We start from the raw sequence: 22,150 nt of genomic DNA, 5'->3' as shown, positions 1-22,150 counted from the left end.
CCTGCACGCCAGGGCTTCCGTGGGTGGCGAGCACCCCGTATCATCGCGGCCCCACGCCATTGCAACCCGCCCGATCGACACGGGCCCGCAAGAACATGATCCGACTCTCCGAAATCCGGCTGCCCTTCACCGTGGCCGAAGCCCCCGAGGCGCCCCTGCGCGCCGCTGCCTCGCAAATCCTGGGCATCGCCGATGCCGACATCGCCCACCTGCACGTCTTCAAGCGCAGCTTTGATGCGCGCAAGGTGGACCTGCTGGCGGTGTACATCGTGGACATCACGCTGGCTCAGCCAGCGCGCGAGGCCGCATTGCTGGCGCAGTTCGCAGGCAACCCGCACATCCAGCCCACGCCCGACATGGCCTGGCACCCAGTGGGCCAGGCGCCTGCCAACCTGCCGCTGCGCCCCGTGGTAGTGGGCTTTGGCCCCTGCGGCATCTTTGCGGCACTGGTGCTGGCGCAAATGGGCTTCAAGCCCATCGTGCTGGAGCGCGGCAAGACCGTGCGCGAGCGCACCAAAGACACCTGGGGCCTGTGGCGCAAACGCGAGCTGCATGCCGAAAGCAACGTGCAGTTTGGCGAAGGCGGCGCAGGCACTTTCAGCGACGGCAAGCTCTACAGCCAGATCAAAGACCCGCGCCACCTGGGCCGCAAGGTGATGAACGAGTTCGTCAAAGCCGGTGCGCCCGAAGAGATCCTGTACGTGGCCCACCCGCACATCGGCACCTTCAAGCTGGTAAAGGTGGTGGAGAACCTGCGCGAGCAGATCATTGCGCTGGGCGGCGAGATCCGCTTTGAGCAGCGCGTGACGGACGTGATCATCGAAGGCACCGGTGAAGCCCGCCACCTGCGCGGCCTGAAGGTGCTGAACCAGGCCACGGGCGAGACCACCGAGCTGCGTGCCGACCACGTGGTGATGGCGCTGGGCCACAGCTCGCGCGACACCTTTGCCATGCTGTACCAGCGCGGCGTGGCCATGGAGGCCAAGCCGTTTTCCATCGGTTTCCGCATCGAGCACCCGCAGGGGGTGATCGACCGCGCCCGCTGGGGCCGCCACGCGGGCCACCCGCTGCTGGGCGCGGCCGACTACAAGCTGGTGCACCACGCCGCCAACGGGCGCGCGGTGTACAGCTTCTGCATGTGCCCCGGTGGCACCGTGGTGGCCGCTACCAGCGAGCCCAACCGCGTGGTGACCAACGGCATGAGCCAGTATTCGCGCAACGAGCGCAATGCCAACGCGGGCATGGTGGTGGGCATCGACCCACGCGACTACCCGCAGGACGCGCAGGCATTTGAGACCCACCTGGGCCAGACCTATGGCGTGGAAGCCCTGCCCGCCGGGCAGTTCCACCCGCTGTCGGGCAGCGTGCTGCAGCGCCAGCTGGAATCGAATGCGTTTGTGCTGGGCGGCCGTGACTACAGCGCGCCGGGCCAGCTGGTGGGGGAGTTCATCGCGGGCAAGCCATCTACGCAGCTGGGTGAAGTGGAGCCCTCGTACAAGCCCGGCGTGCTTCTCACCGACCTGCACGCCGCCCTGCCCGGCTACGCGATCGCGGCGCTGCGCGAGGCGCTGCCCGTGTTCGGCCGCAAGATCAAGGGCTTTGACATGCACGACGCGGTGCTGACGGGCGTGGAGACGCGCACCTCATCGCCCCTGAAGATCGGGCGTGGCGAGAACCTGCAAAGCCTGAACACGCCGGGCCTGTACCCGGCGGGCGAAGGCGCCAGCTACGCGGGCGGCATTCTGTCGGCGGGCGTGGATGGCATCAAGGTCGGCGAAGCCGTAGCGCGCAGCCTACTCGGTGCCGCCACATGATGCGTGCGCCCACCCCGCTGCAGTTCGCAGCAGCGGCCCTGGCCATGGCCGCCGTGGTGCTGGCGTCCAACATCCTGGTCCAGTTCCCCCTCAATGACTGGCTCACCTGGGGTGCCATCACTTACCCGGTGGCCTTTCTGGTAAGCGAGCTGGTCAACCGCGCCCACGGCCCGCAGCAGGCGCGGCGGGTGGCGTGGGTGGGGTTTGCGGTGGCCGTTGCGGCCTCGCTGGTGCTGGCGCCGGTGCGCATTGCCATCGCGTCGGGCTCGGCGTTTTTGCTCTCGCAGTGGCTGGACATCAGCGTGTTTGACCGTCTGCGCCATGGCACCTGGTGGCGCGCGCCGCTGGTAGCCACGCTGCTCGCAGCGGTGCTGGACACCGCCGTGTTCTGGAGCATTGCGTTTGGGGGCACCAGCGACCCGTGGATCACCTGGGCACTGGGTGACCTCGCGGTGAAGCTGGGGCTGGGCGTGGCGCTGCTGCTGCCGTTTCGCCTGCTCATCGGCAGCCGACTGGCTTCGCCCCGCCGCACGGCCTGAGCCGCGCGGCGCCCCTCTGCTTTTCGCTTCTTACTTGCGCTGCAGGAAGTCCACGGCCAGTGCGGCCAGGCTGCGTGCGCCGGTCGGCAGCTGGTCCTCGTCGATATCGAACAGCGCGGAGTGGTTGGGTGGCGCCTTGGCAAATTCCTTGCCCTTGGGCGGTGCGCCCAGGAAGTAGAAGAAGCCCGGCACGACCTTCTGGAACTCCGAGAAGTCCTCCGAGCCCGCCACCTTGGGGATCACCATGGTCTTGCCGCCCATGGCCAGGTTCAGCGCGGGCAGCGACGCCTGCGTGAGTTGCGCTGGGTTGGTGGTCACGGGGTAGGCCACGGGGCCAAAACGCACGCTGGCCTTGGCGCCGCTGGCGGCAGCGATTGACTCGGCCGTGGTGGTGATGCGCTTGAGTGCTTCCTGGCGCATGTCTTCGTCAAACGTGCGCAGCGTGCCCATCATCTCCACCTTGTCGGGGATGATGTTGTAGCGGGTGCCGCCCTGGATCTGGCCGATGGTGACCACGGCCGGTTCCTGGCTGATGTTGAGCTGGCGGCTCACCACGGTCTGCAGGCCCATCACCACCTGGCTGGCGGCCACGATGGGGTCGATGGTGGCCCAGGGTGAGGAGCCATGACCACCGCGCCCTTCCACATGAATGGTGATGTTGTCCGACCCGGCCATCAGCGGGCCGCTGCGGTAGCCCACCACGCCGCCGGGCAGGTTGGAGGTGATGTGCAGGCCGTAGATGGCCTGCACATCCTTGAGCGCACCGGCTTCGATCATGGCCTTGGCGCCGAAGCTGGGCACCTTGCCATTGGCGTCGGGCTCCACCGGCGCGCCCTCTTCTGCGGGCTGGAAGATGAACTTCACCGTGCCGGGTAGCTGGGCCTTCATGCCCGCCAGCACCTCGGCCGCGCCCATCAGCATGGCGGTGTGGGCGTCGTGGCCGCAGGCGTGCATCACGGGCACTTCCTTGCCCAGGTAGTTGGCCTTGGCCTTGCTGGCAAAGGGCAGGCCAGTGTTCTCCAGCACGGGCAGTGCGTCCATGTCGGCGCGCAGGGCCACCACCTTGCCGGGCAGGCCGCCCTTGAGCGTGCCCACCACGCCCGTGCCGCCCACGCCGGTCTGCACTTCCATGCCCAGCTTCTTGAGGTGCTCGGCCACGAGCTTGGCGGTGCGCACTTCCTGGCCCGAGAGTTCGGGGTGGGCATGGATGTCGCGGCGCCAGTTGACCATCTTGGGCGCCACGGCGTTCACGGCGGCGTCGATGGTCTGCAGGCCCGCGGCATCCAGCGCCTGGGCCTGGGCCGAAGAGACAAAAGTCAGCCCGCTGGCGACGAGGCCGGCGGCAAGTGCGATGGCAGAGAGGGGTTTGTGCATGGGCAGATCCGTAGGGAGTGAACAGCCACGAGGGCCTGGGTGGGGAAGCGAAAAGCACGTTCATGCTAAAAGCGCACGCTGCCTTCATGACAAGCGAAAATCGCCATACACAGAGCCAATATCGCCATGCCACCGTCACCTTCGTCCTTGCCTTCGGCACCGCCCAAGCCCCCGGTGTTCCGCGTGGACATCCCGCTGCTGCCCGAATCGGCCGCAGGCAGTGCCCTGCAGCTCATCGACCTGCTGCGCGGCGCCAACCTGCTGGCCAGCCAGCGGCTGGGTGCACAAGCACCCCGCCTTGCCTGGCGCCTGCTGGACGCCGAGGGCCTGCCCCTGGCACCCTTGCCGAGCCCCCTGGCAGCCTACACGGCGCCAGATGACAAGGATGCGGCACTGGCCCCCACCCGGGCGCTGTTCATCCCTTCGTTCCACGCGCCAGACATCCCGGCCATCCGTGCCGTGGCAGCCCGCCACCAGGCGCTGTCACGCCAGCTGGGCATTGCGCTGGACGCAGGGCAAAAGCTGCTCACCATGGGCAATGGCGCCTGGCTGGCGGCGCAAAGCGGGCGGCTGAATGGGCGCCAGGCCTGCCTGCCCTGGTTCTACATCGCGGGGTTTGAACGGGACTTCCCGGGCATCGGCCACAGCCTGGGCCAGGACCTGTCGGACGATGGCCCCTGGCTGAGCTGCGCGCTGCCCAGCAACGTGAACCTGCTGGCCATTGCCCTGGTGCGCCAGGCGCTGGGGCCGGAGCTGGCCGCCGCCTGCGAGACCGTGATGGCCCCCGACCACCAGCGCGCCCGCGCGGCGCTGCAGGCCAACGCACAGCAGCACATCCCCGCCACGCGTGACAGCACCCTGGCCCGCGCCATCGCCTTCATGGAGGCGCACCTGGACCAGCCTTACTCGCTGGACCGGCTGGCCGAGGCCGCATCGGTGAGCACACGCACCCTGCTGCGGCATTTTCAGCAAGAGCTGTCGCAGTCGCCGCTGGACCACCTGCACGGCCTGCGCTGCGCGCGCGCCCGGGTGATGCTGGAGGTGACGCTGGAAAGCGTGCCCAGCATTGCCGTGGCCTGCGGCTACGCCGACCCGGCTGCGTTCCGGCGCATCTTTGTGCGCTACACCGGCATGGCCCCGGCCGAGTACCGCAAGCGCCATGCGCTGCGTGCGCCACGGCGGCGCTGGCGGGTGGAGGTGAAGTAGAGCGGTACGCCCCTGCTCTCCGCCCAGCCCTGCCCAGCTCAGCTCAGCGCAGCGCGTTGCCAGCGGGCAGGCGGAACGCCTCCACCAGCTCGGCCAGTTGCTGCGCCTGAACCCGCAGGCCCTGCGCGGCGGCGGACGATTCCTCCACCAGCGCGGCGTTCTGCTGCGTCATCTGGTCGAGCTGCGAGACCGCCTCGCCCACCTGGCTCAGGCCCGTGGTCTGCTCACGCGCAGCCGTGCTGATCTCGCCAATGATGGTGGCCACCTGCTGCACCGAGTTCACGATCTCGCCCATGGTGCCGCCCGCTGCATGGACCAGCTTGGTGCCTTCGTCCACCTGCCGCACGCTGTCGCTGATGAGGCCCCCGATCTCCTTGGCCGCCGTGGCCGAACGCTGGGCCAGGCTGCGCACCTCGCTGGCCACCACCGCAAAGCCCCGCCCCTGCTCACCGGCACGGGCCGCTTCCACGGCCGCGTTCAGCGCCAGGATATTGGTCTGGAACGCAATGCCATCGATCACGCTGGTGATGTCGGCAATGCGGCGCGACGACAGCGCGATGCCATCCATGGTGCCCACCACGCGGTCCACTGCCTCGCGCCCGCGCTGGGCAACGCTGCTGGCACCGGTGGCCAGGGTGCTGGCCTGCGCTGCGGCGTCGGCGCTGTGGCGCACGGTGGCCAGCAGTTCTTCCATGCTGGCGGCGATTTCTTCCAGATTGGAAGCTGTGTGCTCGGTGCGGGCCGACAGGTCGCTGTTGCCCGCCGCGATCTCGCTGCTGGCACCGGCCACCGAGGTGCTGGCCTGGCGCATGCCCACCACCAGTTCCGCCAGCCGCGCCTGCATACCCCCCAGGCGCGCCAGCAGGGCCTGCAGTTCATCGCGGCTGCCCGCCTGCGGCGCGGGCACGGGGGAGGTGAGGTCGCCCTCGGCAATGCGGTCGGTCACCTCGGACGCATGGGCCAGCGGCTGCAGAATGGAGCGCGACAGCAGCCAGGCGCAGGCCAGGCTCAGCAGAAGCCCCACCAGCGAGCCTGCGGCCAGCAGCGTGATGCCCTGGCTCTCGCTGCGGGCGGCAGCCTCGCGGGCCTCGGCCACACGCTGGCGCTGGTACTCGGCCAGCTTGTTCACCGATGCGGCATAGGCATCGGCCGCAGGGCGCAGCTGGTTGGCAATGGCGTCGGGCGGCAGGGCCTCGCCCGCCTTGCGGCGCTTGACAAGGTCGTCCCGCACCGTGCGAAAACCGTTGCCGGCCTTGTCGATGGCATCGAACAAGGCCTGGGATTCCGGGTCTGCCGCCAGCTCGTCCAGGCGCTTGCGCACTTCGGACGAACGGGCCGACGTGGTTTTGCGGTCCGCGTCGATGCGCGCCGCGTAGGCGGGGTTGTCGATCTCCAGCAGTGTTTCGGCGCGTGCGGAACTCAGCACCACGATGGCGTGCAGCTCACGCGCCAGCAGCGCACGCTCGGACGATGCGCCGCCCAGGTCGTCGGCAATGTCCTGCAGCCCCGCCAGCCGCCAGATACCGACGGCGGCCGAGAGCGACATGACCAGACAGACAACGCCAAAGGCCAGGGCCAGGCGGACCGCAACACGTGCGTGGGAGATGGACATAAGGTGTTCTCGTGGGAGTAAGGATCGGCACCCCGCTGCTGCCCGCACGGCATGCGGGATTGGGTGTCCACTGGTTATCGACAAAAGGTTACAAGCCCTTGAGCCGCCCCACAAGGCCAACAACCCACCCACAAACAAAAAGGCCGCCGCAGGGGCAACCCCTGCAGCGGCCTTCAAGGGCCAGGTTGAACCGGATCAGCCTTGCTGCTGCGCGTTCTGCAGCGCAGCAATGCGCTCTTCGATGGGCGGGTGGGTGCTGAACAGCTTGCCAATGCCACCGGCAATGCCCATGGCGGCCATGCTCTTGGGCAGCTCGGCCGGGTGCATGCCACCCAGGCGGGCCAGGGCATTGATCATGGGCTGGCGGCGGCCCATCAGTTGCGCAGCGCCTGCATCGGCACGGAACTCGCGCTGGCGGCTGAACCAAGCCACGATCATCGCGGCCACAAAGCCCAGCAGGATGTCGAGCACGATGGTGGTCACGTAGTAGCCGATGCCGGGGCCCGAGCTGCTCTCGTCGTTCTTGCGCAGAAAGCTGTCGACCGCATAGCCGATCACCCGCGACAGGAACACCACAAAGGTGTTCATCACGCCCTGGATCAGCGTCATGGTGACCATGTCACCGTTGGCGATGTGGGCCACCTCGTGGCCGATCACGGCCTCGACCTCTTCACGCGTCATGCCTTGCAGCAGGCCCGTGGACACCGCCACCAGGGCCGAGTTCTTGAACGCGCCCGTGGCAAACGCATTGGGGTCGCCTTCGAAGATGCCGACTTCAGGCATGCCGATCTTGGCTTCGGTGGCGAACTTGCGCACGGTCTCGACGATCCAGCGCTCGTCGGGCGAGCCGGAGCCGTCGATCACGCGCACGCCCGAGGTCCACTTGGCCATGGGCTTGCTGATGAGCAGCGAGATGATGGCGCCGCCAAAGCCCATGACGAGCGCAAAGCCCAGCAGCGCGCCCAGGTTGAGCCCGTTGGCCGTGAGGTAGCGGTTGACGCCCAGCAGGCTGGCCACCACCCCCAGCACGACAACGACGGCCAGGTTGGTCATCACAAACAAAAGGATCCGCTTCATGGAATGGTTTCTCCGTGGGGTAAACAACAACAAGTGTTTGCTGGCTCAGATGGGGGCCGGGTGCTGCGCTTCAAGCACCGAACCCGCTGCTGGGGCCACTGCACGCCCCTGGCAGCCCCATGGCCGCGATTTCATCGCGCTATGGTAGGTGCAAACCCGCGCACAGGCCTTATCACACAAGCGTTGACGGGAATTAGCCCCCTGACACAGCCCGGGGCTGGCGGAACACCTGCGTGTCGGCATAAAAGTCCGGCGTCTCGTTAGGGGGCCACCAGCCGGGTACGCCCAGCACGGGCAACGGGGTGAAGGGCTTGGCAGACCACGGCTGCGGCTGAACTTCCTGCGCCAGCCAAGCATCCAAAATTGCTATTGATTCAATAGCTACTGGCGCCTGATACACATGCGCCACCATGGGTTTTCGAGGGATAACCAGCTTTTCAAGCAGCGCATGCCCGAACACCACCAGCCGGGCGTGCCCCCACAGCGGGCGCAGGTCGATGAACAGGCGCTGCCAGTCTCGCGCCCTGAGCGCCTCCCACAGCGCGGGCGGCGCTTGCAGTACGGCGCCGTTCTCGTCAAACACCGTGAGCGCATCGCGCAACGGCCCGCGCACAGCCTGCACACCATCGGCGGCGATGGCCCGGGCCTGCAGCTCGTTCAGGCGCCGCTTGGTGTGCGGAAACTGTTGCCAGACCAGGCCGTTGAAGAAGTCGTGCAGGTTGTCGCGCGTGGGCACCCGGCGGGTGTCCCAGATGTACTGCTCGTAGGCCGTGCCTTCGGGCAGCTCGGACTGGGGCACAAAACCCACCGGCAACGCTGGCGGCGCTGCGGCCTGCAACGCCCGGTGCACTGCAGGATCGTGCTGCAGCTGCTGCGCCACGGGCTGGCCCAGATTGCGCAACGGCGCCAGCCAGGGGGCGCTCCAGTCAATGGCGTCGAAGGCTTCGCTTACACCAACCGCCACGGCAGGGCTTCACCAGCGCGCAGGGGCTTGAGCTCAGCTTCGCCAAACGCAAAGCTATCGGGCGGTGTCCACGACTCGCGGCGCAGGGTGATGCTGCCGGTGTTGCGCGGCAGGCTGTAGAAGTCGGGGCCGTGGAAGCTGGCGAAACCTTCGAGCTTGTCGAGCGCACCGGCGTTGTCGAACGCCTCGGCGTACATCTCGATGGCCGCGTGGGCGGTGTAGCAGCCCGCGCAGCCGGTGGCATGTTCCTTGAGGTGCGCAGGGTGCGGCGCGCTGTCGGTGCCCAGGAAGAACTTGTTGCTGCCGCTGGTGGCGGCCTGCACCAGGGCCACGCGGTGGGTTTCGCGCTTGAGCACGGGCAGGCAGTAATAGTGCGGGCGCACGCCACCGATGAAGATGGCGTTGCGGTTGTACAGCAGGTGGTGCGCGGTGATGGTGGCGGCGGTGAAGCGATCGGCACTTGCCACGTAGTCCGCCGCGTCCTTGGTGGTGATGTGCTCGAAGACGATCTTCAGCTCGGGGAAGTCGCGGCGCAGCGGGATGAGCTGCTGCTCGATGAACACGGCTTCGCGGTCGAACAGGTCGATGTCGCTGCTGGTCACCTCGCCGTGCACCAGCAGCAGCATGCCGGCCTTCTGCATGGCTTCGAGCGTCTTGTACGTCTTGCGCAGGTCCGTCACGCCCGCGTCGCTGTTGGTGGTGGCGCCTGCGGGGTAGAGCTTGCAGGCGACCACGCCTGCGGCCTTGGCACGCACGATTTCCTCGGGCGGGAGGTTGTCGGTGAGGTATAGCGTCATCAGCGGCTCAAAGCTCATGCCGGCGGGCACGGCGGCCAGGATGCGCTGCTTGTAGGCCAGTGCCTGCTCGGCCGAGGTCACGGGCGGGCGCAGGTTGGGCATGATGATCGCGCGACCGAACTGGGCGGCGGTGTGGGGCACGACGGTGTGCAGGGGCTCGCCGTCGCGCACGTGCAGGTGCCAGTCGTCGGGGCGGGTGATGGTGAGGGTGGTGGGCGCGGTGGGGGAGTGGAGTGCGGCTGTCATGGGCAGCATTGTCCCATCGGCTTATCAACTATTGTTTTGATAGCTGCTAGCGCTTATCCATTCAGCGCTAGCAGCCAAAAACACTTAAAGTTCAGAGCAACACCGCGTCATTCGGCGGTGATGCCTGCCTTGCGCACCACGTCGCCAAACTTCACCAGGCGCTCTGCCATCATCTTTTCGAACGCGGCGGGCGGCATCTCTTCGGGCACGATCACGCCGCGCTCCTTGAGGTTCGTCACCATGGCGGGCGATGTGGCAACCTGGCGCACGGCTTTGTAAAGCGTCTGCACCACCGCTTCAGGCGTGCCAGCAGGCGCGGCCAGGCCCGTCCAGGAGGTAAGGTTCAGCTCGGGGTGACCGACCTCGGCCATGGTGGGCACATCGGGCAGCTGGGGCAGGCGCTGGTCGGCCGCTACGGCCAGGGCGCGCACCTTGCCCGCCTGGATGTGCGGCAGCATGATGACCAGGTTGTCGAGGATGAACTGCACCTCGTTGCCCAGCACGCCCGTGATCAGCGGCGTGCCCCCACGGTAGGGAATGTGCGTGGTGAACACGCCCGTGGAGACCTTGAGCATTTCCACGTTGAGCTGGCCCATGCTGCCCACGCCACCGCTGCCATAGTTGAGCTTGCCGGGGTTCTTCTTGGCGTAGTCGATGAACTCCTTGAAGGTCTTGAAAGGCAGGCTGCTGTGCACCACCAGGGCGTTGGGCTGGCGGCCCAGGATGGCGATGTTTTCAAAATCCTTGACGGGGTCGTAGCCGATCTTGGGCTGGGTGAGCGGGTTGGCCAGGTGGCTGCTTTGCGACGACACCACCAGGGTGTAGCCATCGGCCTTGGAGCGCGCCACATACTGCGCGCCCACCGAGCCACCCGCGCCGGCGCGGTTTTCCACCACGATGGGCACGCCCAGCACGCGCGACAGCGGCTCGGAATACTGGCGCGCCATGATGTCCACCGACCCACCGGGCGGGAACGGCACCACCAGCGTGATCGGGCGCGAAGGGAACTTATCTTGTGCCATGGCGGGCAGCGCGGCCAGGCCGGCAAGGCCCAGTCCGGTGGTCAGAAGGTGGCGGCGGGAAGGTGTGGTGTTCATGGCGGTCAAAGAACTCAAGAAACAGGTTGAAAAGATACGGAAAGAATCAAGGGTGTGACAGCACGGCCAGCGCCACGGCCTGCGCGCGCGGCACAAAGGTGGACAGCTCGCAGTACTCGCGTTCGGTGTGTGCATGTCCGCCCACCGGGCCCGTGGCACACAGCGTGGGCACACCCACAGACGCAGTCAGGCCGCTGTCGGCCGCACCGCCGGTGAACTCGCCTTGCACCTCAAAGCCCAGCGCGCGTGCACCTTGCTGGTACAGCGCCAGCAAGTCGTCCGGTGTGGGCTTCATGGGCATCGTGCGGCGCGTGGTGGTGATGTGGCCCTGGGTGCGGGGCACGGACTCTTCTTCGACGATGGCGCGCACGCGCCCCAGCAGTTGGTCGGGGTCGGTGTCGGCGGTGAAGCGCAGGTCCACCTCGGCGCGTGCGTGTGGGGCGACCATGTTGGGCACGATGCCGCCCTGCACCACGCCCACGTTGCAGGTGACGCCCGTGGCTGGGTCGGTCAGCGCATGCAGCGCCAAGGTCTTGCGGGCCAGGGCTTCGATGGCGCTGGCGCCAGCGGCGTGGTTGATGCCTGCATGCGCGGCCACGCCCTGCACCTCGAATTCCACCACCATCGAGCCCTTGCGGCTGGTGACCACGTTGCCGCTCACGCGGCCGGGCTCGGCGTTGAACACGGCACGCGCCCCCCGCACGCGGGCCATGATGAGGTCACGCGTGGCGGGCGAACCGATCTCTTCATCGCACGAGAAGAACAGGTGCAGCGGCGCCTGCAGGCCGCCACAGCGCGCAAAGGCCTCGGCCACAAACACGTTGAGCACCAGACCGGACTTCATATCGGCCACGCCGGGGCCGTAGGCGCGCCCCGCTTCTTCGCGGTAGGGGCGCTTGGCCACGGTGCCATCTGGAAACACCGTGTCCATGTGCCCCATGAGGATGATGGGCGCGCCATCGGCTGCAGCGCCCTCTGCCGGGTTGACCTGCGCATGCAGCAGCACGCCATAGCCGGGCACGGGCTCAAACTGCACCGGCACACCGGCCGCCTGCAGGCGCTCGGCCAGGGCATGCGCCACGGCCGTCACGCCCGCCTCATTGCGGCTGCCACTCTCGATATTGACCACTTTTTGCAACAGGTCTTGCATGGACTGCTGCTGTCTGGCCAGCCAGTCCAGGACCTGCGCACGCACCGGCAGCAGACCTTCGTTCAGGGTATTGAGCATCGTTGTCCTTGGGCAAGCCCCAGGTAGGGGCAAAATTTGGGTCGCAGTGTTGCACGCGACCCGGGGTTCTGCAACGTATTTTGCACGAATGAGAATTTTATGAAATCATCATTGCACGAATCCAGCGCCTTGCTGACCGAGCGGCTGGCCCGCCAGGACGCCGACCTGACCGCCAGCGAACGGGCGCTGGCCGAGGCCCTGGGGCGCGACTACCCCCACGCCCTGCTGGAGTCCGCCACCGCCCTCGCTGCGCGCACTGGCACCAGTGCATCGACCGTGGTGCGGCTGTTTGCCAAGCTGGGCTACGACAGCTATGCCGAGGCCCAGCGCGAGGCGCGGGCCGAGGTCACCGCCCTGCTGCAAACGGCCGGGCAGCGCGCACCCGTCACCATCGGCACCCGGCGCAGCCTGCAACAGTGCGTGGACGATGCGCTGCTGCACGACCAGCACAACCTCACCACCACGCGCGACGGGCTGGACATGGCGGCCTTCGAGGCCATGGTGGCGCGCATTGCACAGGGCAAGGGACGCATCTTTGTGCTGGCGCAGATCAACAGCGCCCCAGTGGCCGCCTGGCTGGCGCTGCACCTGAACATGTGCCGCCCGGGCGTGCACGAACTGGGGGCTGGCGCGGTGGACGCCACCGACCAGCTGCTGTGGATCCAGCCCGAAGATGCCTTGCTGGTCTTCAGCATCCGCCGCTACGCCAGCGGGCCGGTGAAAGTGGCGCAGCGCTTTCGCGACGCGGGGGCCCACGTGCTGGCGATCACCGACAGCGCCGCAGCGCCCTTGGCCGCGCTGTCCCACCACCGGCTGCAGGTGCGCACGTCCAACGCATCGCCGTTCGACTCGTACACCGCCGCGTTCTTCCTGTGCAACGCGCTGGTGTCGGCCGTGGCCCAGCTGCGGCACAAGGCGGTGTCCGAGGCACTGAAGCGGCGCGATGATCTGTGGACGGATTTCGAGTCGCAGCTCATCGTGGAAGGCCACCCGCCAGCCGGTCGGCGGGGCAAGCGTTAGCCTGCGCGCAGCAGTCGTTCAGCCTTGGGTGGCCCCATGAAAAAAGCGCTCCGGAGAGCGCTTTTTTGTAGCCCCAAACCCCTGCGGCACGGGCGTGCAAGCACCGTTCAGTGCTGCAGGATCTTGTTGAGGAAGTCCTTGGTACGCGGCTGGCGTGCGTCGGGGTTGTTGAAGAAGTCGTCCTTGGAGCAGTCTTCCAGGATCTTGCCGCCCACGTCCATGAAGATCACGCGGTTGCTCACCTTGCGGGCAAAGCCCATTTCGTGGGTCACGCACATCATGGTCATGCCTTCGTTGGCCAGGCCCACCATGACGTCCAGCACTTCACCGACCATTTCGGGGTCGAGCGCGGAGGTGGGCTCGTCGAACAGCATCACGATGGGGTCCATCGACAGCGCGCGCGCAATGGCCACACGCTGCTGCTGGCCGCCCGAGAGCTGGCCGGGGAACTTGTCCTTGTGCGCCATCAGGCCCACACGTTCGAGCATCTTCAGGCCGCGCTTCTTGGCGTCGTCCGCGCTGCGGCCCAGCACCTTGATCTGCGCAATGGTCAGGTTGTCCGTCACCGACAGGTGCGGGAACAACTCGAAATGCTGGAACACCATGCCTACGCGGCTGCGCAGCTTGGGCAGGTCGGTCTTGGGGTCGTGCAGTGCAATTCCGTCCACCGTGATCTCGCCCTTCTGGAAGGGTTCGAGCGCGTTGATGGTCTTGATCAGCGTGGACTTGCCTGAGCCCGAGGGGCCGCACACCACCACCACTTCACCCTTTTGGATGGTGGCCGTGCATTCGTTGAGCACCTGCACCGGGCCATACCACTTGGATACGTTTTTGAGTTCGATCATTTCTTTTTCCTCAATCCAATCTCTTTTGCACCAGCATCGATCAGCGGATGATCGCGATCTTCTGGTGCAGGCGCTTGACCGCCCAGGACAGCGCGTAGCACATGATGAAGTACAGAACCGCAGCGGCCAGGTATGCCTCGATCGGACGACCAAAGTTCTTGCCCGCCACTTCAAAGCCCTTGAGCATGTCGTAGGCACCGATGGCGTAGACCAGCGACGTGTCCTGGAACAGGATGATGGTCTGCGTGAGCAGCACCGGCAGCATGTTGCGGAACGCCTGGGGCAGCACCACCAGCTTCATGTTCTGGCCGTACGTCATGCCCAGCGCCTGGCCGGCATACACCTGGCCGCGTGGGATGGACTGGATGCCAGCGCGCATGATTTCGCTGAAGTAGGCCGCTTCAAAGGCGATGAAGGTAATGATCGCCGACACTTCCGCGCCAATGGGGCGGCCGATGATGGCTGGCACCAGCAGGAAGAACCACAGGATCACCATCACCAGCGGAATGGATCGCATGCCGTTGACGTAGATGGTCGCAGGAACATCCAGCCACTTCTTGCCCGACAGGCGCATGAGCGCCAGCACCGTGCCGAAGATCACGCCACCGATGGTGGCGATAAGCGTGAGCAGCAGGCTGAAATACAGCCCTTTGAGCACGAAGTTGGAGATCAGCTCCCAGTTGTAGAAGGAGAAATCGATATTCATATCAATGCCCCCCTCCGGCCGCGCCGCTCACGACCATGCCAGGGATGCGTGCGCGTTTTTCGATGAAGGCCATGATGCGGTTGATGGCAAAAGCCGAGATGATGTACAGCGTCGTCACCGCCAGGTAGACCTCGATGCCGCGCGAGGTTTCTTCCTGCGCCTGCATGGCAAACATCGTGAGTTCAGCCACCGACACGGCAAACGCCACGGACGAGTTCTTGAAGATGTTCATCGTCTCGCTGGTCAGCGGCGGGATGATGATGCGAAACGCCATGGGCAGAAGCACATAGCGGTAGGTCTGGAACGTGGTGAAGCCTACGGCCAGACCTGCGTACCGCTGGCCGCGTGGCAACGCCTGAATGCCGGAGCGCACCTGCTCGGCAATACGTGCCGACGTGAAGAAGCCCAACGCCAGCACCACCAGCGCAAAGCCAGGAACGCCCCTGAGCACCGGAAACAGGCTGGGTAGCACGTGGTACCACAGGAAAATCTGCACCAGCAACGGAATATTGCGAAACAGCTCGACCCAGGCATTGCCCAAGCGCACGATCATGGGCCGGTCCTGCAAGGTACGCAGCGTCCCAATCAAGGAACCCAACACAAGCGCCAGCACCAAGGCCAGCACCGAAACAGACACCGTCCAACCCCAGGCCGACAGCATCCAGTCCAGGTAGGTGATATCGCCGCCCTTGCCAAAGCAGCTTTGCACGACTTCCCTGTCCATGGTGTCCTGGCAGAACACCTGCCAATCCCAACTCATAGGAGCACCCCTTAAATTCTTGGTATTGCGTTGGGCGCAACCCTTTGCGAGCCCAACAAAAAAGCCCCTTCAAACCGGTTGGCCGAAGGGGCACAAGCGTTCAGAAAATTACTTCTTTGCGTAGTCTTCCATGGGCTTGTCATTGGGCGATGCCCATGCTGCCTTGGTAGCGTCGGACATCGGCAGACCAATCTTGGTGTTGGTCGGTGGCACCGGTTGCATGAACCACTTGTCGTACAGCTTGGCCAGCGAACCGTCTGCAATCTGGCGCTTGATGGAGTCGTCCACGGCCTTCTTGAAGGCTGGATCGTCCTTGCGCAGCATGCAGGCGATAGGCTCCACGCTCAGAACTTCACCGACGATCTTGTAGTCGGCAGGGTTCTTGGACTTGGAGATGTTGGCAGCCAGGATGGAGCCGTCCATCACAAACGCATCGGCGCGGCCCGTTTCCAACATCAGGAAGCTGTCAGCGTGGTCTTTGCCAAAGACTTCCTTGAAGTCGATGCCGCCAGCACGCTCATGCTTGCGCAGGGTTTGCACCGAAGTGGTGCCCGTGGTGGTGGCGATGGTCTTGCCGTTCAGGTCCTTGATGGACGAGATGCCCGAGTTGGCCTTGACAACGGTGCGCACTTCTTCCACGTAGGTGGTCACGGCAAAGGCCACATCCTTCTGGCGGGCGGCATTGTTGGTGGTGGAGCCGCACTCCAGATCCACGGTGCCATTGGTCACCAGGGGAATACGGTTTTGCGAGGTTACGGGCTGGTACTTGATATCCAGCTTGGGCAGGCCCAGTTGCTTCTGGATGTCGGCCAGCACAACTTCGCCCATTTCAGTGTGGAAGCCCACGAACTTGCCGTTACCCAGGGTGTAGGAAAGACCGGAAGATTCGCGAACGCCCAGCGTCACGCTACCCGAGGCCTTGATCTTGGCCAGGGTATCGGTGGCTTGAGCGAAAGCGCTACCTGCAGCCAGGGCGGTCACGGCAACCGCGAGCAAATGCTTCTTCATTGGTATCTCCTTGTGTGTGAAGCTAAAAACGGGGGGGATTCTAGAGATTCGCCCACGCCGGCAGTGCCGACAGGTCGCATTCTCCAAAAACAGAAACCTCGACCGGGATATTAGTCAGAACGGAACCTGGTCGGTGGGGTATTTCCAGAAGTCGCGCAACAAGTAGCTGACCGGGAGGTTCAGCACCGTGTTGTTGGGAGGGATGGGTTTGTTAAACCACTTGTCATAAATGGGGTAGATGTCCCGGCTGGTGATCAGGCGGCGCATCTCTTCATCAATCAGCTTTTTGAACTCGGGGTCGTTCTTGGGCAGCATGATGGCCAGTGGCTCGGTGGTCATGAAGCGGCCCACCACCTTGAGCGCCTTGGGGTCAGGCCGCCCGGCGGCCAGGCCATACAACAGCACGTCGTCCATCACAAAAGCATCGGCCTCGCCCTTCTCGACCATCTCGACCGCCTTGGCATGGTCCGGCGCCTCAACAATGGTGATCCCCATCAGGCGCTCGCGGTTGGCCTGATCGGCGGCCTTGAGCGGTGTCGTGCCCTTGGTGGACACCAGCTTCTTGCCATTGAGGTCTTCCACACGGTCGATGGGGCTGGAGGTCTTCACCAGCAGCCGCGCACCGGTGATGAAATGGGGGATGGTGAACGCAACCTTCTGGCGCCGCTCGGCGTTGTTGGTGGTAGAGCCACACTCCATGTCGGCTTTGCCCTGCTCGATCATGGCGATACGGTTGGCCGGCGTGACCGCTACAAGCTCGACCTCCATGTCCTTCTTGCCGGTTTTCTTGCGCACCACCTCGGCCAGGCGCAGGCACAGATCCATGGCATAACCCACCGGCTTGCCGGACTGGGTGTCGATGTACGAAAAAGGCACCGACGATTCACGGTACGCAATCACCAGCTTGCCGCCGGCACCGATGCGCTCAAGCACCGAGGCCTGCGCAGAGGCCGCGAAAGCGCAGCTTGCAGCGGCAAGGCCCCAGGCAATTCCCCAATGCTGAACTTTCATACGGCGTCTCGGTGAGTGGATGGATCGGATTCGCAATGTTCGTGCCACCGTGGGGACTAAGAATCTGCTCTTAGACGGCACACGCTGCGGCAGCCGACCCAGCGATGGCGCCGACTGTACGTGTCGTTACCGTGAAATTCCAATGCCGTTTGCGCGCGCAACTATGCAAAGTGTTTATATCCGTATTTACCCTTAGCATGACCCTGCCTGCGCTTGAAGGTACATCCACAGCGCCTGGGCCGTGCCTTTGGGGGCCTCTTTGCCCGCTGGTTTTTCGCGGTAGGCGCGCACATCCATGGTCATCTGCAGGCCTTCGCTATCGACCGGGGCTGCACTGACCAGGCGGCGCGAACGCAGTTCTTTCTTCACGGCGCTGTGCGGCAGAAAGGCCACGCCATGGCCTTCGAGCGCCATGGCCTTGAGGCCCTCGGCCATGTCGGTTTCGTACACGCGCTCCAGATGGATGGGCGTGCCGGATTCCTTCAGGATCAGTTCGGTCACGCGCCCCAGATAGGCGCCCGGGGCGTAGCCCAGGTAGGGCAGTGGTTGCCCGGCCCGGCCCGGCAGGCGGTGCACGGGTTGTCCGTCGGCGTCGGCCTTGCTGTAGGGGGAGATCACTTCCTGCCCCAGGCTCACCATCTCGTAACGGTCGGCATCCAGCTGGAAGGGCTGCGAAGGATGGTGGTAGGCAATCAGCAGATCGCACCCGCCCTCCACCAGGCGCATCACGGCGTCGTGCACGTTCAACGCAATCAGCCGGCTTTTGAACGGCCCAAACTTGTCGTGCAAGCTCGACACCCAGGCCGGGAAAAACGTGAACGCCAGCGTGTGCGGCACGGCGAACTCGATCATGTCCTTGCCCGCGCTGGTGTGCGCCCGCAGCATGGCACGCGTGTTCTGCAGCGCCTGCAGCACTTCCAGAGACTGGTCGTACAGGGTCTTGCCAGCCGGAGTGAGTCGGGTGGGGTAAGAGCTGCGGTCCACCAGATCGGTGCCAGCCCAGGCTTCCAGCGCCTGGATGCGCCGCGAGAACGCGGGCTGCGTCACATGCCGCAGCTGCGCTGACCGGCTGAAGCTGCGGGTTTCCGCAAGACTGACGAAATCTTCAAGCCACTTGGTTTCCATCGGCGCATTATCCGCGCGGGCGCTGCAACGTGCTGGCACCGGGCATCAGGGTTTCCACAGGCCCGCGCGCCTGCGGCCCTCGGCTCCATGCGCGTCTCCCGGCTGCGCTGGCCCCCGCACCAATGCTGTGCATGCATAGCGAGCGACGCATAATACCCAGCGCGTCTACCCCGCTTCTCCCTCGGTCAACGCCCCAGGTGCACAACGCCGCCGGGCAGCAAGATCGGCATTTGCCCCGTGTTCTTCTGACTCCCCGCGTTCATGTCCACCTCCACTCCCGATGGGCAGCCCTCTGCGCCCATAGTGCCTGCAGCGCCCGCTGCCGCTGACGAACCCCGCTCCCTGCGCCTGGAAGACTGGCTCATCGTCCTGACCATGGCCGCCCTGGCGCTCATCACCTTTGTGAACGTGGTGTTGCGCTATTTCACCGATGCGTCCTTCGCCTGGACCGAAGAAATATCGGTGTTCCTGATGATCGTGCTGGCCATGGTCGGCGGCTCTGCCGCCGTGGCGCGCCAGTTGCACATACGCATCGAGTTCTTTGCCGATGGCGGCTCCGAGCACCGGCGTCAGGTGCTGGCGCAGTTTGGTGCTCTCATGGTGGCGCTGTTGTTTGGGCTCATCACGGTGCTGAGCATCCGCGTGGTGTGGGACGACTACCGGTTTGAAGAGACATCGCCCGGCATCGGTGTGCCGCAGTGGTGGTACACCGTTTGGCTGCCTGTGCTGTGCGCGCTGACCACAGCCCGGGCACTGCAACTGTTTGCCCGCCTGCGGCGTGCATCGGCCGCATCGACCGCACCGAAGGCCCGCCCGTGATCGCTACCCTGCTGTTTGTCGCCTTCCTGGGAATGATGTTTCTGGGCGTTCCGATTGGTGCGGCCCTGGGTCTGGCGGGCGCCACGGCCATTGCCGTCGCCAATGCCGAGACCCCCTGGTTCGGCCTGCTGGCCGTGCCGCAGAACTTCTACGCAGGCCTGGGCAAATACCCGCTGCTGGCCATCCCGATGTTTGTGCTGGTGGGCTCGATCTTCGACCGCTCAGGCGTGGCGCTGCGGCTGGTGAACTTTGCGGTGTCCATCGTGGGCCGAGGGCCCGGCATGCTGCCGCTGGTGGCGATTGCCGTGGCCATGTTCCTGGGCGGCATCTCCGGCTCGGGCCCTGCTACCGCAGCGGCGGTGGGTGGCGTCATGATCGCCGCCATGGCGCGCGCCGGGTATCCCGCTGCCTACTCGGCGAGTGTGGTGGCGGGCGCAGCAGCCACCGACATCCTCATCCCGCCCTCGGTGGCGTTCATCGTGTATTCGGTGCTGGTGCCGGGCGCCTCGGTGCCCGCCTTGTTTGCCGCAGGCATGTTCCCAGGCATCCTGGCGGGCATTGCGCTGATCGTGCCCGCCGTGTGGCTGGCACGGCGCCACAAGATGGGTGGCGCTGAAGCCGACATGCCCCGCCCGCCGTTCTGGCGCAGCCTGCGCGAGGCGGCGTGGGGGCTGGCCGCGCCGGTGGTGATTCTGGGCGGCATGCGTGCCGGCTGGTTCACCCCCACCGAAGCGGCTGTGGTGGCCGTGTTCTACGGCCTGTTTGTGGGCATGTGCATTCACCGCACAATCCGTGTGCGCGACCTGTTCACCATCCTGCGCGAAGCCGGTGAACTGTCGGCCGTGATCCTCGTGGTGGTATCGCTGGCAGGCATCTTTGCGTTCTCGCTGTCCACCCTGGGAGTGATCGACCCCATCACCCGCACCATCGTGCAGTCGGGGCTGAGCGAGCAGGGTGTGCTCGGCGTGCTGATCGTCATGCTGCTGATCGCAGGCATGTTCCTCGACGGCATCTCCATCTTCCTGATCTTTGTGCCCCTGCTCATGCCCATCATGCAGCACTACCAGTGGGACGTGGTGTGGTTCGGCGTGGTGCTGACCCTCACGGTGGCCATCGGCCAGTTCACCCCGCCCATGGCCGTGAACCTGATGGTGTCCAGCAAGATTGCCGGTGTACGCATGGAGCAGACCACCCGCTGGGTCGTCTGGCTGGTGCTGGCCATGACGCTGGCGATGCTGCTGGTCGTCGTGTTTCCGCAGATTGCGCTCTGGCTGCCCCAGCGGCTGGGCTACTGATTTTTCCTCACCCATTCACCATCCAACAAGGAGACAACCGATGAAACTGCGCACCTTCCTTACCTCTGCCGTGGCCGCTGCAGCCGCCCTGGCCTTCACCGCACCTGCCGCCATCGCACAAACTGCGTACAAGAGCGAATACCGCATGTCGCTGGTGCTGGGCCCCGCGTTCCCCTGGGGCAAGGGCGGCGAGCTGTGGGCCAACAAGGTCCGCGAGCGCACCAATGGCCGCATCAACATCAAGCTCTACCCCGGCGTGTCGCTGATCCAGGGCGACCAGACGCGTGAATTCAGCGCGCTGCGCCAGGGCGTGATCGACATGGCCGTGGGCTCCACCATCAACTGGTCGCCCCAGGTCAAGCAACTCAACCTGTTCTCGCTGCCCTTCCTGTTCCCCGACTACGCAGCCGTGGACGCTGTGACGCAGGGCGACGTGGGCAAGAGCATCTTCGCCACGCTGGACAAGGCCGGTGTGATGCCACTGGCCTGGGGCGAAAACGGCTACCGCGAAATCTCCAACTCCAAGAAGGCGATCAAGACCCCTGAAGACCTCAAGGGCCTGAAGATCCGCGTGGTGGGCTCGCCGCTGTTCCTCGACACCTTCACCGCCCTGGGCGCCAACCCCACGCAGATGAGCTGGGCCGACGCACAGCCCGCCTTTGCCAGCGGCGCGGTGGACGGACAGGAAAACCCCTTGTCCATCTTCACCGCCGCCAAGCTGCACAGCGTGGCGCAAAAGCACATCACGCTGTGGGGCTACGTGAACGATCCGCTGATCTTTGTGGTGAACAAGGAGATCTGGAACAGCTGGACCCCAGCCGACCGCGAGATCGTCAAGCAAGCCGCCATCGACGCCGGCAAGGAAGAAATCGCTCTCGCCCGCAAGGGCGTGGTCGAAGCCGACAAACCTCTGCTCAAGGACATCGCCGCACTGGGCGTGACGGTGACCCAGCTGAGCCCCGCCGAACGCGCCGCCTTTGTGAAGGCCACACGCCCGGTATATGACAAGTGGAAGGGCCAGATTGGTGCCGACCTGGTGACCTCGGCCGAGAAGGCGATTGCGGCCCGCAAGCAATAAGTCAGGCGCTGGTTCGCCAAAGCCTCCAACAAAAGCCCCGCTCGCGGGGCTTTTTGCTGTCGCTGGATCGTTGCAGGGTGCGAGCCATTTGCTTCACTATTGATAGCTTTCAACGCTTACCAGTAAAGCGCCAGAGGCACTTTTCATCTAAATATCACGACCACCCACGGCCGCACCCCCAACGCGCGGCGCCGGGTGTTTGACGGCGTTTTTGCGCAGCTTGTTCTCCACCGCCTGCGCCAGGTCCACACCCGCGTGGTCTGCCAGCTGCAGCAGGTACAGGAGCACATCGGCAACCTCATCGGCAATGGGCTCCGTGAGCGCCGGGTCATCACGTACCGCCAGCGACTGCTCGGGGGTCATCCACTGAAAAATCTCGGTCAGTTCTGCCGCTTCCACCATCAGCGCCATCGCCAGGTTCTTGGGGGTGTGAAACGGCTGCCACTGCCGCTCGGCGGCAAAGGCGCGCAGCCGCGCCTGCAAGGCATCGACATCCAGGGGCATTGCCATAACTCCTTATTTGATAGCT

At 65.3% G+C, this 22,150-nt stretch carries 21 protein-coding genes; 7 read left to right on the top strand and 14 right to left on the bottom strand.

Annotated features, from left to right (window positions below):
* Positions 1-95: 95 nt before the first annotated feature.
* A complete protein-coding gene (locus C8C94_RS22485) occupies positions 96-1,814 on the top strand; it encodes an NAD(P)/FAD-dependent oxidoreductase (RefSeq protein WP_121422288.1) in 1,719 nt (572 codons plus the stop codon).
* Positions 1,811-2,353 carry a VUT family protein gene (locus tag C8C94_RS22480; protein ID WP_121422287.1) on the top strand — a complete coding sequence of 181 codons (543 nt, stop codon included), beginning with the start codon at positions 1,811-1,813 and terminating at the stop codon, positions 2,351-2,353. The genes C8C94_RS22485 and C8C94_RS22480 overlap by 4 nt, the downstream gene beginning before the upstream one ends.
* Before the next feature lie 30 nt (positions 2,354-2,383).
* On the opposite strand, the gene C8C94_RS22475 is transcribed toward C8C94_RS22480, so the two are convergent.
* Positions 2,384-3,727, bottom strand: coding sequence for an amidohydrolase (locus C8C94_RS22475; protein ID WP_121422286.1), 1,344 nt, complete (start codon positions 3,725-3,727; stop codon positions 2,384-2,386).
* A 126-nt stretch (positions 3,728-3,853) separates the two neighbouring features.
* Here C8C94_RS22475 and C8C94_RS22470 point away from each other — a divergent pair, with 126 nt between their 5' ends.
* Positions 3,854-4,933, top strand: coding sequence for a GlxA family transcriptional regulator (locus C8C94_RS22470; RefSeq protein ID WP_121422285.1), 1,080 nt, complete (start codon positions 3,854-3,856; stop codon positions 4,931-4,933).
* Between the two features lie 43 nt (positions 4,934-4,976).
* Here C8C94_RS22470 and C8C94_RS22465 read toward each other — a convergent pair whose 3' ends face one another.
* The 6 genes from C8C94_RS22465 to C8C94_RS22440 all read right to left on the bottom strand — a co-directional run bounded on the left by C8C94_RS22465 (position 4,977) and on the right by C8C94_RS22440 (position 11,954).
* Positions 4,977-6,545, bottom strand: coding sequence for a methyl-accepting chemotaxis protein (locus C8C94_RS22465; protein WP_121422284.1), 1,569 nt, complete (start codon positions 6,543-6,545; stop codon positions 4,977-4,979).
* A gap of 195 nt (positions 6,546-6,740) precedes the next feature.
* Complete coding sequence (gene htpX / locus C8C94_RS22460) at positions 6,741-7,622, bottom strand: protease HtpX (protein ID WP_010462430.1); 882 nt, start codon at positions 7,620-7,622, stop codon at positions 6,741-6,743.
* Positions 7,623-7,815: 193 nt separating this feature from the next.
* Positions 7,816-8,586, bottom strand: coding sequence for a DUF3025 domain-containing protein (locus tag C8C94_RS22455; RefSeq protein ID WP_121422283.1), 771 nt, complete (start codon positions 8,584-8,586; stop codon positions 7,816-7,818).
* Complete coding sequence (gene pyrC / locus C8C94_RS22450) at positions 8,571-9,638, bottom strand: dihydroorotase (protein ID WP_370449756.1); 1,068 nt, start codon at positions 9,636-9,638, stop codon at positions 8,571-8,573. Before pyrC ends, C8C94_RS22455 begins: the two co-directional genes overlap by 16 nt.
* A gap of 98 nt (positions 9,639-9,736) precedes the next feature.
* The gene (locus C8C94_RS22445; protein WP_055400813.1) at positions 9,737-10,726 is read right to left on the bottom strand and encodes a tripartite tricarboxylate transporter substrate binding protein; all 990 of its coding nucleotides are present in this window, start codon (positions 10,724-10,726) and stop codon (positions 9,737-9,739) included.
* 46 nt (positions 10,727-10,772) lie between these two features.
* Positions 10,773-11,954, bottom strand: a complete 1,182-nt coding sequence (locus C8C94_RS22440) for a M20 family metallopeptidase (RefSeq protein ID WP_121422282.1) — start codon at positions 11,952-11,954, stop codon at positions 10,773-10,775.
* Positions 11,955-12,053: 99 nt separating this feature from the next.
* On the opposite strand from C8C94_RS22440, the gene C8C94_RS22435 reads away from it, so the two are divergent.
* The gene (locus tag C8C94_RS22435; RefSeq protein ID WP_121422281.1) at positions 12,054-12,974 is read left to right on the top strand and encodes a MurR/RpiR family transcriptional regulator; all 921 of its coding nucleotides are present in this window, start codon (positions 12,054-12,056) and stop codon (positions 12,972-12,974) included.
* Positions 12,975-13,081: 107 nt separating this feature from the next.
* Here the strand turns inward: C8C94_RS22435 and C8C94_RS22430 are convergent, their stop codons facing one another.
* The 6 genes from C8C94_RS22430 to C8C94_RS22405 form a co-directional block, all read right to left on the bottom strand.
* On the bottom strand, positions 13,082-13,819 hold the full coding sequence (locus C8C94_RS22430) for an amino acid ABC transporter ATP-binding protein (RefSeq protein WP_055400819.1): 738 nt from the start codon (positions 13,817-13,819) through the stop codon (positions 13,082-13,084).
* 40 nt (positions 13,820-13,859) lie between these two features.
* Positions 13,860-14,525 (bottom strand): amino acid ABC transporter permease, encoded by a 666-nt coding sequence (locus tag C8C94_RS22425; RefSeq protein WP_055400821.1) that lies wholly within the window; start codon positions 14,523-14,525, stop codon positions 13,860-13,862.
* Between the two features lies 1 nt (position 14,526).
* Positions 14,527-15,285 (bottom strand): amino acid ABC transporter permease, encoded by a 759-nt coding sequence (locus C8C94_RS22420; protein WP_055400823.1) that lies wholly within the window; start codon positions 15,283-15,285, stop codon positions 14,527-14,529.
* Positions 15,286-15,393: 108 nt separating this feature from the next.
* Positions 15,394-16,293, bottom strand: coding sequence for an amino acid ABC transporter substrate-binding protein (locus tag C8C94_RS22415; protein ID WP_121422280.1), 900 nt, complete (start codon positions 16,291-16,293; stop codon positions 15,394-15,396).
* 114 nt (positions 16,294-16,407) lie between these two features.
* A complete protein-coding gene (locus C8C94_RS22410; RefSeq protein WP_121422279.1) occupies positions 16,408-17,304 on the bottom strand; it encodes an amino acid ABC transporter substrate-binding protein in 897 nt (298 codons plus the stop codon).
* A 192-nt stretch (positions 17,305-17,496) separates the two neighbouring features.
* A complete protein-coding gene (locus tag C8C94_RS22405; protein ID WP_055400828.1) occupies positions 17,497-18,429 on the bottom strand; it encodes a LysR family transcriptional regulator in 933 nt (310 codons plus the stop codon).
* Positions 18,430-18,690: 261 nt separating this feature from the next.
* On the opposite strand from C8C94_RS22405, the gene C8C94_RS22400 reads away from it, so the two are divergent.
* From C8C94_RS22400 to C8C94_RS22390, 3 genes are read left to right on the top strand one after another with little or no spacing between them, the layout of a single operon-like run.
* Positions 18,691-19,248 carry a TRAP transporter small permease gene (locus C8C94_RS22400; protein ID WP_121422278.1) on the top strand — a complete coding sequence of 186 codons (558 nt, stop codon included), beginning with the start codon at positions 18,691-18,693 and terminating at the stop codon, positions 19,246-19,248.
* A complete protein-coding gene (locus C8C94_RS22395) occupies positions 19,245-20,543 on the top strand; it encodes a TRAP transporter large permease (RefSeq protein WP_121422277.1) in 1,299 nt (432 codons plus the stop codon). The genes C8C94_RS22400 and C8C94_RS22395 overlap by 4 nt, the downstream gene beginning before the upstream one ends.
* Before the next feature lie 40 nt (positions 20,544-20,583).
* Complete coding sequence (locus C8C94_RS22390; RefSeq protein WP_121422276.1) at positions 20,584-21,621, top strand: DctP family TRAP transporter solute-binding subunit; 1,038 nt, start codon at positions 20,584-20,586, stop codon at positions 21,619-21,621.
* Between the two features lie 147 nt (positions 21,622-21,768).
* Here the strand turns inward: C8C94_RS22390 and C8C94_RS22385 are convergent, their stop codons facing one another.
* Positions 21,769-22,125, bottom strand: coding sequence for a nucleotide pyrophosphohydrolase (locus tag C8C94_RS22385; protein ID WP_199731334.1), 357 nt, complete (start codon positions 22,123-22,125; stop codon positions 21,769-21,771).
* Positions 22,126-22,150 lie beyond the last annotated feature (25 nt).

Origin of the sequence: Acidovorax sp. 94, from assembly GCF_003634645.1 — a bacterium.
GTDB lineage: Bacteria > Pseudomonadota > Gammaproteobacteria > Burkholderiales > Burkholderiaceae_C > Acidovorax > Acidovorax facilis.
This window is presented reverse-complemented; position numbering and strand designations above follow the sequence as displayed.